Source organism: Nonomuraea sp. B12E4 (genome assembly GCF_039871825.1).
Classification (GTDB): domain Bacteria; phylum Actinomycetota; class Actinomycetes; order Streptosporangiales; family Streptosporangiaceae; genus Nonomuraea.
The window spans coordinates 41,483-54,932 of the sequence record NZ_JBDPME010000006.1 but is presented as its reverse complement, the minus strand read 5'-3'; the positions used below and the strand labels follow the sequence as shown (position 1 = coordinate 54,932).

The following is a 13,450-nucleotide window of genomic DNA, read 5'->3' as shown; positions in this document are numbered from 1 at the left end:
AGAGGAGCTCCATGTTTCGCCGAGCAAGGCGCGTCTTGATCCCGCTCGCCGGGGTGGTGGCCATCGGACCGGCCGGCTGTCCCGCCGTGAGCGCGACCGCACCCCCCGACGTCGTGGCGAGAAACTCGGTCATCCCCGCCGAGCAGGCGATCCAGTTCTGGACGCCGGACCGCATCCAGCAGGCCACCGACCATGACGACAGCGTGTCCGCCAAGGGCGTCAAGGGCAGCGCCGACACCCCCGACGGCCCGCCCGGATCCGTGCCACCGATCGGCCAGGAGAAGGCCGGCGCCAAAAAGAGCAGGCACGTCAATCTGCCGAACACGGTCGGCCGCGTGTTCTTCACGCTGCCCAGGACCGACCCGCGCAACCCGAGAAACTGGCGTTACTGCTCGGCGAGTTCGGTGCAGGGCAAGTACCGCAACCTCGTGGCGACCTCCGCCCACTGCGTCTACGACGTCAGGAAGAACACTTTCTACGACAACTGGATTTTCATTCCGTCGTACTGGGACGGCAAAGGAGTCTGGGACGGCAAGGCGCCCTACGGCATTTACGCCGCCAAGACGTTCAACGCGCACGACGACTTCGTGGTGAGGGAGGACTACGCGTTCGTCGACGTCTACAACGGCATCGAGGTCCGGTGGGAGAAGGTCCACGGCAGGTGGCGGTGGAAGGTCACCGACGCCGGCCGGCTGGGTGACAACGTCGGCGGCCAGGGCTTCACCTGGAACCGGAGCCCGAGGCTCAACGCGTTCGCCTTCGGCTACCCGGCGGGCGAGCACCCCGACGGCGACAGGGCGTTCACCGGCCGCACGATGAAGTTCTGCTACGGCAGGACCAAGCCGATGCCCGAGGCCGCGAAGTACAACCTGCAGGAGCACATCGGCCTCAAGTGCTCCTTCACGGCCGGCGCGAGCGGCGGCCCGTTCCTCTTCAACTACAGGAGCGCGTCGCGCACCGGCTATCTGGCCGGAGTCAACAGCGTGGCGTGGGACACCGACGGCAACGACCGCTACGACCACATCTCGTCGCCGTACTTCAACGGCGACACCTACAAGGTCTACAAGACCGCCGCCAACCGGTGGAGCGGCAACATGCCGTGACGAGTTGGCCGCCTGGCCCCGGGTCCTCGCATGGGGATCCGGGGCCTTGCGAACGCATATGAGGGTGGCGTGCGCCACTGTGGCGGTCACGAATGCGGCGCCGAAAGCGGCGAAATTACGCGCGCGTGGCCCGCTCGGAACACCCCTGCTGACCTGCGGAGAAGCAGCGAATTAATGATCATTTAGGGGTTTGCGTGGAGACTGTCTGACAGCGTCCTTATAGTGCACAGTACATGCTAGATCAGGTAACGAATCTCTATCCTGGCTGCAATAGAGTCCGTCCATCTGGAAAAATCCACCCTTACGACCCCAAAGAAAGGTATTTCATGATCCCCCGGGCCAGGCAACTGGTGGCGGCTGCGCTCAGCAGCGCGCTGCTGGTGCTGCCTGCCTTCACGGGGATCGCGAATGCGGCCCCCTCCAGCCGGGTCTACGCCGTGCCACTGGCGAGGACCGTGGCCGACGTACAGCGAGTGGCCGAATACTGGCGGCCCGACCGGCTGCAGCGGACCGACAGCTACATCCCGGCCACACCCGGCGCGCAGTCCGCCCCCACCTCCTCCGCCACGGCCCCCGGCGGGCCCGTCGCCCAGACCAAGCGGCCGGCCCTCACGCACCTCCCGACGCCGACGATGCCGCGTACGGGCTCGATGGCCAGGACCACGGGCAAGGTCTTCTTCACGCTCGGAGGCAAGGAGTTCTGGTGCTCCGCCAGCTCCGTCGCGGCCCAGAACCGCAGCGTGGTCGCCACCGCCGGGCACTGCGTATACGACCCGCGCCAGGCCAAGGCCGCCGAGAACTGGGTCTTCGTGCCCAACCCCGGGCCCGACGGCCAGACGCCCGACGGCATCTACGTGGGGGCCTCGATCAGCATGCACGAGGACTGGACGGGCAAGGGCGACTACGACTACGACTACGCGTTCGTGACCGTGCACCGGGGCTTCGTCTGGACGGCCAAGAACAACGCCTGGGTGATGAAGGACGTCGGCCGGCTCCAGGACAACGCGGGCGGGCTGGGGCTGGAGCTGAACAACAAGCAGCTCACCTACCAGGCCACCGCGCTCGGCTATCCGGCGGGCCCGCAGCCGGGCAACGCCCGGCCGTTCGACGGCAAGTCGCTGCGGATGTGCGTGGGCACCGTGACGCGCTGGACCGCGGCCCCCAACCTCGATCTGCAGAAGGGCGTGCAGTTGCAGCGGTGCGACTTCAGCCCCGGCGCGAGCGGCGGCCCCTGGGCCACCGGCTACGACAAGAACCGCGCGCTCGGCAACCTGACCGGCGTCAACAGCCTGACCTGGGACAGGGACCTCAACGGCTGGTACGACGCGGTGTCGTCACCGTACTTCGACACCACCACCGGAGAGGTCTACCAGCGCGCCGCCTCCCAGACGACACCGTCGAATGTGACGTAGATCATCGCAGCCGTCCGGCCGCCGTGAGCGATCAGGTGAAACCCCCATCTCGGTACGGTCACGGCAAGCCGTGAAACGGCTGACAAGATCTCCCTGAAATACACACTCCCCAAGTCAAGGCTGTAGGTTCCGGGCTGTCCATCTGCTGAGTTCTGGAGGTGCGAGAGGCGCCTCACGTCGGGGCAACCAGGAGCCACCTTGAACCGAATCCTCCTTCCCGCCGGCGCCGCCGTCCTGGCGACCGGCCTGCTCGCCGCCGGTCTCAGCGGCACCGCGCGGGCCGACGGTGACATCTCCCAGGACTCCATGGCCCGCCGCACGGCCGACGCGGTGTCGGTCGCCTCCTTCTGGCTCGCGTCGAACGGGGCCGCCCTGCGCTCCGCGACCCAGTACGGGTGGGACGCCAAGGAGATCAGGAAGGTCGTTTCCAAGGGCGGACACAACGCGGACGGCGCCCCCGGCACCACGGCCCCGATCGGCGACTCCAGGCCCCCCGCCACCGCGACCCAGAACGTGAACCTTCCCAAGACCGTCGGCAAGGTCTTCTTCGTCGACGGCTCCGGCAAGTTCCGCTGGTGCTCGGGCACCTCCATCCAGTCGAACTACCGCAACCTGGTCTCCACCGCCGGCCACTGCGTGTACGACACGAGCAACGACCGGTCCGTCATGGACAAGTGGGTCTTCGTCCCCGGCTACTACCAGGGCCGCGCGCCCTGGGGCATCTACGTGGGCGAGCAGGCGTTCACCCACTACGACTTCGAGGCGTACGAGGACTACGACCGCGACTACGCGTTCGTCACCGTCTACAACGGCATCCACCTGACCGGCGCCAAGCAGGTGAACCGCGGCGACTACCAGCGTTTCACCGGCCCGAAGCGCTCCTGGGGCGGCCGCAACTACCTCCTGCTGTCGAAGGACGCGGGCCGCCTCGGCGACAACGTCGGCGGCCAGGGCTTCGCCTGGAACCAGCCCACCGGCAGGTACGTACGCACCTTCGGCTACCCGGCGGCCCCGCACCCCGACGGCGACAAGCCCTACAGCGGCGTGACCCCGAAGCACTGCTATGGCAGGACCACCGCCAAGGCCCTGGGCGCCGCCTGGCTGAAGATCGAGGAGCACATCGGCCTCAAGTGCGCCGTGACCCCCGGTTTCGACGGCGGCCCCTGGCTCCTGAACTACGACAACTCCAAGCGCCTCGGCTACGTGAACGGCACCACCAGCACGTTCGCCGACCAGGACGGGAACGGCCGCGTCGACTACATCACGTCCCCGTACTTCGACGGCGAGACCGAGGCCGTGTACGACCGCGCCAAGAACGTGTGGACCGACAAGATCGTCGGCCCGAACGGCGAGTTGTACAGGTAGAGCCCGACCAGGGGAAGGCGAGGGCCCCGGCGCGAGCCGGGGCCCTCGCCTTGTCCGTTCACAGGGGGCACGGAAGCGCCCACGAGATCATGATCGTCCTCGACAGTGATCATCGCCCGGCGGCTCCCCAGGCGCGGCCTCGGCCCCGCACAGCACCCTCCCTCCGCTCTCTGTGGAGATCTTTATTGGTTCCCCTGACACAGAGTGTTTGCCTTGTCACGATAAGCGCATGCATCGTGGCGATCTGACGAACGCCGAGTGGAAACGGCTCGCTCCGCTGCTTCCCCCGGCCCGCGTGCGCGGGCGCCGGCGGGAGGACCACCGCATGGTCATCAACGGAGCTCTCTACCAAGCCCGCACCGGTTCGCGCTGGCGCCACCTCCCCCACCGCTTCGGCTGCTGGGTGGCCATCTACCGGCACCACCGCCGCTGGGCGGCCGACGGCACGTGGGAGCTACTGCTGACCGCACTCCAAGCCGCCACCCCCGGCACCGGGCCGACAGCCGGGACGCCCGGCCGGGCCGTGCGGCCCCACGCGCGCCTCCAGTAGGGCCGCGGGGCCCGAGCTCGCGCCCAGGACGCCCGCCGGTGCCCGCGGGCCACCTCCGGCCCCGCCAGGCGGCCCTCCGCCCCGACAGCGGGCGCCGCCCGCCACGAGACGGAGATTGACGGCCTATCTATGCCGACATTGACGTCTATATATAAGGAAAGGGCGACACTCCGGACAGTTGCCCGGGCGGACACCCACAGGCAGTGCCGTGTCCAGGACCGGAAGCACCCGTGGACACCCGGTGAACCGCACGCGACCCACAGGGCCGGCATTCCGCTTCCCCCACCACCCGAACCCTGGCAACGAAGCAGCCACCCCCCGATTCCGCCTGGAATCCCCACCCCACCAGGGCTCCCGCCCGCTCTCATGGAGTTCCAGATCCAGCGCAATCTGTGAAACCTGAACGTCACAGCCCCGAACCTGAAGATCACCTGTGAGGATCCGGGCAGATTAGACGGAACAACCCTTCATCCGGTTCCTGTGATGTAGATCACGTTTGACCGACTACGGTTCGTGACGAGCCACTAACGGCACTTAAGTCCCAGCAGTAACAACCCCGCCGCATACTGCGGAAATGTGACTTTCCCCTTACTCCCAGCAGCGAACCTTGACTGGTAACGGAAAGGTAACGGCGGTAATGGCGGCGACCAGATTCCTCCGAGCGGGTTCCACCTGCAGAGATCCTCACGCTATGTTCCTTGCCATCCCTTTACTGACGCATGGGACGCAAGATGCGTCCCACGACAGAGCAAGGAGCAGTTCCCTTGAAGCGCATCCTCATCCCGGCTGGTGGTGCCCTCCTGGCCACCGGCCTCCTGGCTGCCGGCCTGGCTACCACCGCTCAGGCTGACAGCGTCTACGCCAGCAAGGCGATGGCGAAGGACGCTGCCGTTGCCAAGGCGATCGCCAACTTCTGGGCGAGGACGAACGGTGCGGCCCTCAAGGCCGCCACCCAGTCCGACGTCTGGACCAAGACCGACGTCTCTCAGATGCAGAGCAAGGGCGGCTACACCTCGGACACCAAGCCGGGTTCCACCGCTCCGATCGGCGAAGAGACCAAGACCGAGTCCAAGGTCCAGAACGTCAACATGCCGAAGACCATCGGCAAGGTGTTCTTCGTCAACAGCAAGGGCGAGAAGAAGTGGTGCTCCGCCACTTCGATCCAGTCGACCCACCGCAACCTGGTTTCGACCGCTGGTCACTGCGTCTACGACACGGCGACCAACTCGGACCTCATGGACAAGTGGGTCTTCGTTCCTGGCTACTACCAGGGTCGTGCCCCGTGGGGCATCTACGTGGGCAAGCAGGCCTTCACCCACTACGACTTCGACGTGTACGAGGACTACGACCGCGACTACGCGTTCGTGACCGTGTACAACGGTGTCAGCCTGGGTGGCGGCGAGGCCAAGCAGGTCTCCAAGTCTGAGTTCGACGCCTACCAGGGCATCAAGGATGCCAAGGACGTCAGGGTCAGCCGCGAGGAGTACCGCAAGGGCCGCCTCGACCCGAACACGGCCGACTCGTACTGGCGTAAGAAGGGCTCCGCCTCCGAGGCGGCCGGCCCGGACTACCCCGGCGCCGAGGTCGAGAAGCTTGAGGTCACTCAGGCCAAGTACCAGGCCGCTCCGGCGGGCAAGGGCAACCTGCGCAAGTTCGGTGTCCCTGTCACCGAGAACGTGACCTACAACGAGGCCATCGCCTACATCCTCAAGCAGAAGCCGGACTGGAAGGTCGGGGACGCGTTCCCGCCCGCGACCGACGCGGCTCCCGCCACGGTCAAGCTCGACAAGCGTGGCAACTCCACGATCACGCACTACTACGTGCAGCAGTGGGTCAAGCCCGGCTCCGACGCGGAGTACTACAAGACCGTCTTCTTCATCATCGATGGCGCCGTGAAGGACGCGGGCCGCCTCGGTGACAACGTTGGTGGTCAGGGCTTCGCGTGGAACCAGCCGACCGGTAAGTACGTGCGCGTGTTCGGTTACCCGGCCGCGCCGCACCCCGACGGCAACAAGGCCTACACCGGCGTTACGCCGAAGTGGTGCTACGGCAAGACCTCCGCCAAGCTCGTTGGTTCTGCCGCGAAGAAGATCGAGGAGCACGTCGCCCTCAAGTGCGCCATGACCGAGGGCGCCGACGGTGGTCCGTGGCTGTACAACTACAGCAACAGCAAGCGTCTCGGTTACGTGAACGGTGTCACCAGCACCTTCAACGACCAGGACAAGAACGGTCGCGTGGACTACATCTCCTCGCCGTACTTCGACGGCGAGACGAACACCGTCTACAAGGCCGCTGCTGCTACGTACTCCGGCAAGATCCTCTAGTAGCGAGGTCGAACGGCCGCAAGCCGATCGAGCAAGCGTTCCAACCGAAGGGCCCGGCATCCAGCCGGGCCCTTCGGCCTTTCTGTGCCAAAAAGTGAAGCGGTTGGACGCACGGCGCGCCCGACTGGTGCCATGAACCCTATGTGATCTGCATCACATTTACCTTGCTCGATGTGATCCAGCCGATGCCCCAGCCGCCCTGATCACCCTTATCCCACCTTTATGTTGATCTGGGCAAACGGTGACGAGGCAAGCCTCCCTCGCCTCCTGCGCAACAGCCTCTTAAACATCACAGAACGATCACGGCCGACGAGTCGCCCCATTTCCTTTCAAAGCGGCTACCCCGGATCAAGATCGAAGCTGTATGTTCCTGCCATCCCTTTACTGACGCATGGGACGCAAGAGGCGTTCCACGACAGCGCAAGGAGTTACTGTGAAGCGCATCCTCATTCCCGCCGGTGGTGCCCTGCTGGCCACCGGTCTGCTGGCCGCCGGCCTGGCTACCACCGCTCAGGCCGACCCCGGCCACGCGACCAAGACGCTGGCCAAGGACGCGGCGATCGCCAAGGCGGTCGTCGACTTCTGGGCCAAGACGAACGGTGCGGCCCTCAAGGCTGCCACCGCGTCTGACATCTGGACCAAGACCGACGTCTCTCAGATGCAGAGCAAGGGCGGCTACAGCTCGGACACCAAGCCGGGCAGCACCGCTCCGATCGGCGAAGAGACCAAGACCGAGGCCAAGGTCCAGAACGTCAACATGCCGAAGACCATCGGCAAGGTGTTCTTCGTCAACAGCAAGGGCGAGAAGAAGTGGTGCTCCGCCACTTCGATCCAGTCGACCCACCGCAACCTGGTTTCCACCGCTGGTCACTGTGTCTACGACACCGAGGCCGGCAAGGACGTCATGGACAAGTGGGTCTTCGTCCCGGGCTACTACCAGGGCCGCGCGCCTTGGGGCATCTACGTGGGTTACCAGGCGTTCACCCACTACGACTTCGACGTGTACGAGGACTTCGACCGCGACTACGCGTTCGTGACCGTGTACAACGGCCTCGCCCTGGGCGGTGGCACCGCCAAGAGGGTCACCAAGGCCGAGTTCGACGCGTACAAGGGCATCAAGGACGCCAAGGACGTCGAGGTCAGCCGCGAGGAGTACCGCAAGGGCAAGCTCGACCCCAAGACGGCTGACTACTACTGGCGGGAGAAGGGCGAGGCCGCTGAGGCCTCCGGCCCGGACTTCCCCGGTGCCGAGGTGACCAAGGTTGAGGTCGCCGAGGCCGTGTGGAAGGCCGCCAGGATGGGCCAGGGCAACGGTCGCAAGTTCGGTGAGCCTGAGACCGAGAACGTGACCTACAACGACGCCTGGGACTACCTCCAGAAGCAGCGTCAGAACCCCCGGCAGTACCCCGGCACGGTCAAGCTCGACCGGCGGGGCAACTCCACCATCACGCACTACTACGTGCAGCAGTGGTTCAAGCCCGGCTCGGACTCGAAGTACTTCAAGACCGTCTTCTTCATCGTCGATGGCGCCGTGAAGGACGCGGGCCGCCTGGGCGACAACGTTGGTGGTCAGGGCTTCGCGTGGAACCAGCCGACCGGTAAGTACGTGCGCGTGTTCGGTTACCCGGCCGCGCCGCACCCCGACGGCAACAAGGCCTACACCGGTGTCACGCCGAAGTGGTGCTACGGCAAGACCTCCGCCAAGCTCGTCGGCTCGGCCGCGAAGAAGATCGAGGAGCACCTCGCTCTCAAGTGCGCCATGACCGAGGGCGCCGACGGTGGTCCGTGGCTGTACAACTACAGCAACAGCAAGCGTCTCGGTTACGTGAACGGTGTCACCAGCACCTTCAACGACCAGGACAAGAACGGTCGCGTGGACTACATCTCCTCGCCGTACTTCGACGGCGAGACGAACACCGTCTACAAGGCCGCTGCTGCTTCGTGGTCCCCCAAGCTTTTCTAGTAGGGGACAACGACCGGTGGTGATCCGGTAGCGACAGCTACATCCGATGGGCTCGGCATCCAGCCGGGCCCATTCGGCTTTTTTAGTGGGAATTTATACCTTTCAGTTACCAGAGTGACTGAAGTGTCGATAGGGTTTTTTACGCCCGTTTTGACAACTGTGGAGCCTCCAGTGAAGCGCCTGCTCATCCCCCTAGCCGTCGTCGGCCTGAGCGCCGCCGTACTCGCCCAGCCCGCCACCGCCGCACCGAGCTGGGCCAAGGACGACCTCGTCCCCAAGCCCTCCGACGCCTACAGCGCCGCCTACTTCTGGCTCGACTCCAACGGAGCCGCGCTGCGCAAGGCCACGCACTACACCTTGGACACCAAGAACGTGCCCAAGCTGGTGAGCACGGGAGGCAAGGGGACTCCTGACGGGAAGCCCGGCATGACAGGCCCCACCACCAACCCCAAGCCGGTCGCCTCCAAGAACATCAACCTGCCCAAGACCATCGGCAAGGTCTTCTTCCTCGACCCCGACGGTAGATACCGCTGGTGCTCGGCCACGTCCATCCAGTCCAGGAACCGCAACCTGGTCTCCACGGCGGGCCACTGCGTCTTCGCCAACGGCAAGGACGACGTGTACGACAAGTGGGTCTTCGTCCCCGGCTACTACCAGGGCCGGGCCCCGTGGGGCGTGTACGTCGGCGCCTACGCCTTCACCGCCTACGACCTCGACACCTACGACGACTACGACGGCGACTTCGCCTTCGTCGCCGTGCACAACGGCTTCTCCCTGGAGAACGACAAGCGGGTGTCGCCCAAGGAGTTCAAGGCCTGGGGCGGCGACAAGTGGATCAAGCCCCGCGAGATTTCGGCCGCGGCCTTCCGCAGGTGCCAGCTGAACCTCGGCGAGTGCTGGTCCGAGGGTAGGGACACGCCGGCTGACCTGGTCGGCCCCGACCACCCCGACGCCGTCCTGGAGAAGGTGGAGGTCGGCAAGAGCACGTACAACGCGGCCAAGCTCGGCAAGGGCCAGGGCTTCAAGTTCGGCGTGCCGGAAGTGCAGCAGGTCACCCAGGCGCAGTGGAATGCGTACAAGGGCCTCGGCGAGAAGGGCAGTGGCCCCGACAGGCGGGGCAATTACACCATCACCCACTACTACACGCAGAAGTGGGTCAAGCCCGGCAACTCCCGCAAGTACTTCATGGCCGACTTCTACATCGGCGTCGCCAAGGACCGCGGCCGTCTCGGTGACGTCGTCGGCGGCCAGGGCGTGGCCTGGAACCAGCCCCTGGGCCAGCAGGTGGTGGCCTTCGGCTACCCGGCCGACCCGCACCCGGACGGCGACAAGGCGTTCACCGGCCTCACGCCCAAGTGGTGCGCGGGCAAGACCGGCACCAAGTCGACCCAGATCAACACGTTCAAGGTCGAGACCCACCAGACGCTCAAGTGCACCATGACCGGCGGCTCCGAGGGTGGCCCCTGGCTCATGAAGTACGACAACAACAAGCGCACCGGTTACGTCAACGGCGTGACGAGCATCGTCGCCGACACCGACGAGAACAACCGGATCGACACCATCAGCTCCGCCATCTTCGACGGAGAGGTGGCCGACGTCTACAGCAAGGCGCAGTACGCCGCCACGAAGTCGATCGTGAGCTCCAACGGCGAGCTGTACCAGCAGTAACTCCGGACAACTGAAACGGCCCGGAAGGCTCGAAACCGAGTCTTCCGGGCCTTTCGCGCGCCCTCCGGGCCTTACGCGCTGCTGAGCTCCCGCGTACGTTCGCGCAGCGCCCGCACGTGGCGCTCGTTCTTGTACGGCTCCAGCCGCCGGCGCAGCTCGGCCGCGTAGGACCGCGACCGGGCCGACTGCAGCTCACCGGCCAGCGTGAAGGCGCTGCCCGCCGCCACACAGGCCTCCTCCAGCTCCCCGCTCTGCAGCAGCCCGGCGGCCAGCAGAGACAGGTTGAACATGCGCCCGCGGACGTAACGGGAGTCCATGTCGAGCGAGCGCCGCGCCATGCGGACGGCCTGCTCGCCCTCGCCCAGATCCCGGAAACAGTGTGCGAACTTGGCCGACAGGTAGGCCTCGTCGAAGTAGCTCAGCCACCTGGGCTCATCGGCGGGCCTGCGGACCTCGAAGGCCCGCTCGGCCGCCAGCAGGGAGGCATGGCAGGAGCGGCCGTCACCCAGTCCCGCGTGTGCGTGGGCCTCCAGGACGCGCGCGGAGGCCAGCAGGGTGTGGACCCCGGCGCGGCGGGCCGCCAACTGGGCGGCCCTGGCCAGGTCGAGGGCGTGGGCCGGCTGGCCCATGTAGACGGCCTGGTGTGCCATGCCGGCCAGGATCTCGCCGCCCAGGGTGTGGTCGTCCGCGCCCCTGGCCAGGCGCAGGGCCTGGATCAGGTAGCGCTGGGCGAGCCCGTGCTGCTCCATGTCGTAGGCCATCCACCCAGCCAGGCGGGTCAGCTCGGCGGCCGCGGCGGCGAGTTGCCGGCCGGTGGACTCGCCGTACGAGCCGTCCTTGAGCAGGGGTGAAACGGCGGTGTCGAGGTATTTGACCACCGACGAGCGAACCCGGCCGCTGCCGAAGCGGTTGTCGAGCTCGCCGAACGAGCGGGTGACCTCATGGATAGCGGCGATGTCCGCGCGGCCCACCCGCCGCGTGCCCGTGCCGCTCGTGCGTCCCTCAGCCGGGGACGTCAACCAGCGTACGGCTCCAATGGAGCCTGCTCCTATCGCGAACGTGGAGTCGATCAGGAACCTCCGTCTCTCCACGTCGGCCCGCCACAGCGCCGTCACAGTCGAGACCCCCTCCTGCCAGGTGTGCGTGAACTCCTGTCCGAGATCCAGGGGTGTGGTGATCGCCGGCATGCCGAGATCTTCCGAGGTCACCCGTCGGCCCAGGCGCAGCGCGAAGATCTCCGTGAGCAGGCAGGGCACCGGGTCACGCGGCCGCTGACCACCGATCCAGCGCAGGACCGAGCTGTGGTCGTACTTGAGACCGGGCGTGCCGCGGGCGGCACCCAGATCGTTGAGGCGCCTGGCCAGTCCCTTGTGGGAAAACCCCGCCTCCGCGATGAGCTGCTGCAGCAGTCGATTAGGCTCGCGTTCCATCGCTCTCCTCGTCACAGGAGCCGGTGCCTATATCATTACAGAGAGCTACAGTTATAGCACCTTGCGTAAAGGATTTATGGCAGTTCCCAAAGGTCATCCCAACTCCGTCCCACGGCCCCACCCGGCCTGCGCCACGATCAGCCCGGCCCCTTGTCCAAGACGGGGAGCTCACCTACGCCGGGCCCCTCCGGCACGCGGAAAGCGGCGCCGGACTGGGGTGGGAGGGCACAAAAAAGGGGAGCGAGGGCCGAAAGGGCCCTCGCTCCGACGGGAGACCGCGAGTCAGGCGCGGGCGACGCCGTCCGCCCTGGCCTGGTCGGCCACGGCGCGGGTCACGGCGGGCACGACCCGCTCGTCGAACGGGCTGGGGATGATGTAGGTCGCCGAGAGGTCGTCACCGACCACGCCCGCCAGCGCGGTGGCCGCGGCCACCTTCATGTTCTCGGTGATCGTGGTGGCCCGCACGTCCAGCGCACCCCGGAACACCGCGGGGAAGGCCAGCACGTTGTTGATCTGGTTGGGGAAGTCGGAGCGCCCGGTGGCCACCACCCTGGCGTGCTTGCCGGCCGCCTCGGGGTGCACCTCCGGCGTCGGGTTGGACAGCGCGAACACGATGGCGTCCGGCGCCATGGAGGCGATGGCCTCCTCCGACACGGTGGATCCGGACAGCCCCACGAACACGTCGGCGCCCGCCAGGGCCTCCTCCGTGGAGCCGGTGTGGCCCGCGCGGTTGGTGTCGCGGGCGAGGGCCGCCTTGACCGGGTTGAGGTCCTCCCGGCCCTGGTGGATCATGCCCTTGGAGTCGGAGACCGCGATGTCGCCGATGCCGGCCTCCAGCAGGATGCGGGTGACCGCGACGCCCGACGCGCCGGCGCCGGCCACGACGGCGCGCAGGTCGCCGAGCGGGCGGCCGATCAGCCGGGCGGCGTTCTGCAGGGCGGCGAGCGTCACGATGGCCGTGCCGTGCTGGTCGTCGTGGAAGACGGGGATGTCGAGCAGCTCGCGCAGCCGGACCTCGACCTCGAAGCAGCGCGGGGCGCTGATGTCCTCCAGGTTGACGCCGCCGAACGACGGCGCGAGGCGCACGACGGTCTCGACGAGCGCGTCCACGTCGGTGCAGTCGAGGCAGATGGGCACGGCGTCGACGTTGGCGAACTCCTTGAACAGCAGTGCCTTGCCCTCCATGACCGGCATGGCGGCCGCGGGGCCGATGTCACCGAGGCCGAGCACCGCGGTGCCGTCGGTGACCACGGCGACCACGTTGGAGACCCAGGTGTAGTCCCGGGCCAGCGCGGGCTTGTCGGCTATGGCGGTGCAGACCCGGGCGACACCGGGCGTGTATGCGAGTGAGAGATCGTCCGCATCGCGGACGGGAACGGTGGACCGAATCTCGATCTTGCCGCCACGGTGCAGTGCGAAGGCCGGGTCGAGATCCAGTGAATCGACGGAAGCAGATGCGGGCTTGGCAGCCACAGCGACCCCTGTAGTCATCGGGAGCGTAGGAAACCTTCGGCGGGACGAGCGCGGCGAGTGGGCTGGCTTCGGTAGCTGCCAGGATCCCCTCGTCGGTCGTCTCTGAGGGGGGATCGGGGGTCACCCGTCCAGCCATCTTGCCACATGGTGAGATGGTGTCGG

The 13,450-nt window shown here is 66.7% G+C and carries 9 protein-coding genes; 7 read left to right on the top strand and 2 right to left on the bottom strand.

Annotated elements, in window-relative coordinates; genetic code table 11:
- Window positions 1-35 precede the first annotated feature (35 nt).
- The 7 genes from ABGB18_RS16125 to ABGB18_RS16095 all read left to right on the top strand — a co-directional run bounded on the left by ABGB18_RS16125 (window position 36) and on the right by ABGB18_RS16095 (window position 10,385).
- Entirely contained in the window at window positions 36-1,103 is a 1,068-nt protein-coding gene (locus tag ABGB18_RS16125) for a serine protease (protein WP_347696301.1), read from the top strand.
- A gap of 326 nt (window positions 1,104-1,429) precedes the next feature.
- Window positions 1,430-2,515, top strand: coding sequence for a hypothetical protein (locus ABGB18_RS16120; protein WP_347696300.1), 1,086 nt, complete (start codon window positions 1,430-1,432; stop codon window positions 2,513-2,515).
- 198 nt (window positions 2,516-2,713) lie between these two features.
- A complete protein-coding gene (locus ABGB18_RS16115; protein ID WP_347696299.1) occupies window positions 2,714-3,880 on the top strand; it encodes a hypothetical protein in 1,167 nt (388 codons plus the stop codon).
- Window positions 3,881-4,109: 229 nt separating this feature from the next.
- Entirely contained in the window at window positions 4,110-4,430 is a 321-nt protein-coding gene (locus ABGB18_RS16110; RefSeq protein WP_347696298.1) for a transposase, read from the top strand.
- A gap of 764 nt (window positions 4,431-5,194) precedes the next feature.
- On the top strand, window positions 5,195-6,754 hold the full coding sequence (locus ABGB18_RS16105; RefSeq protein ID WP_347696297.1) for a hypothetical protein: 1,560 nt from the start codon (window positions 5,195-5,197) through the stop codon (window positions 6,752-6,754).
- Between the two features lie 433 nt (window positions 6,755-7,187).
- Complete coding sequence (locus ABGB18_RS16100; protein ID WP_347696296.1) at window positions 7,188-8,717, top strand: hypothetical protein; 1,530 nt, start codon at window positions 7,188-7,190, stop codon at window positions 8,715-8,717.
- A 171-nt stretch (window positions 8,718-8,888) separates the two neighbouring features.
- On the top strand, window positions 8,889-10,385 hold the full coding sequence (locus ABGB18_RS16095; protein ID WP_347696295.1) for a hypothetical protein: 1,497 nt from the start codon (window positions 8,889-8,891) through the stop codon (window positions 10,383-10,385).
- Between the two features lie 71 nt (window positions 10,386-10,456).
- Here ABGB18_RS16095 and ABGB18_RS16090 read toward each other — a convergent pair whose 3' ends face one another.
- The gene (locus ABGB18_RS16090) at window positions 10,457-11,815 is read right to left on the bottom strand and encodes a hypothetical protein (RefSeq protein ID WP_347696294.1); all 1,359 of its coding nucleotides are present in this window, start codon (window positions 11,813-11,815) and stop codon (window positions 10,457-10,459) included.
- Window positions 11,816-12,097: 282 nt separating this feature from the next.
- Window positions 12,098-13,306 (bottom strand): NADP-dependent malic enzyme, encoded by a 1,209-nt coding sequence (locus ABGB18_RS16085; protein WP_347696293.1) that lies wholly within the window; start codon window positions 13,304-13,306, stop codon window positions 12,098-12,100.
- Between the last annotated feature and the right edge of the window lie 144 nt (window positions 13,307-13,450).

Excerpts from the sequence above, each read along its gene's own strand:
- ABGB18_RS16120 (WP_347696300.1), top strand. The coding sequence starts at position 1,430 with ATGATCCCCCGGGCCAGGCAACTGGTGGCGGCTGCGCTCAGCAGCGCG.
- ABGB18_RS16090 (WP_347696294.1), bottom strand. The coding sequence starts at position 11,815 with ATGGAACGCGAGCCTAATCGACTGCTGCAGCAGCTCATCGCGGAGGCG.
- ABGB18_RS16085 (WP_347696293.1), bottom strand. The coding sequence starts at position 13,306 with ATGACTACAGGGGTCGCTGTGGCTGCCAAGCCCGCATCTGCTTCCGTC.
- ABGB18_RS16110 (WP_347696298.1), top strand. The coding sequence starts at position 4,110 with ATGCATCGTGGCGATCTGACGAACGCCGAGTGGAAACGGCTCGCTCCG.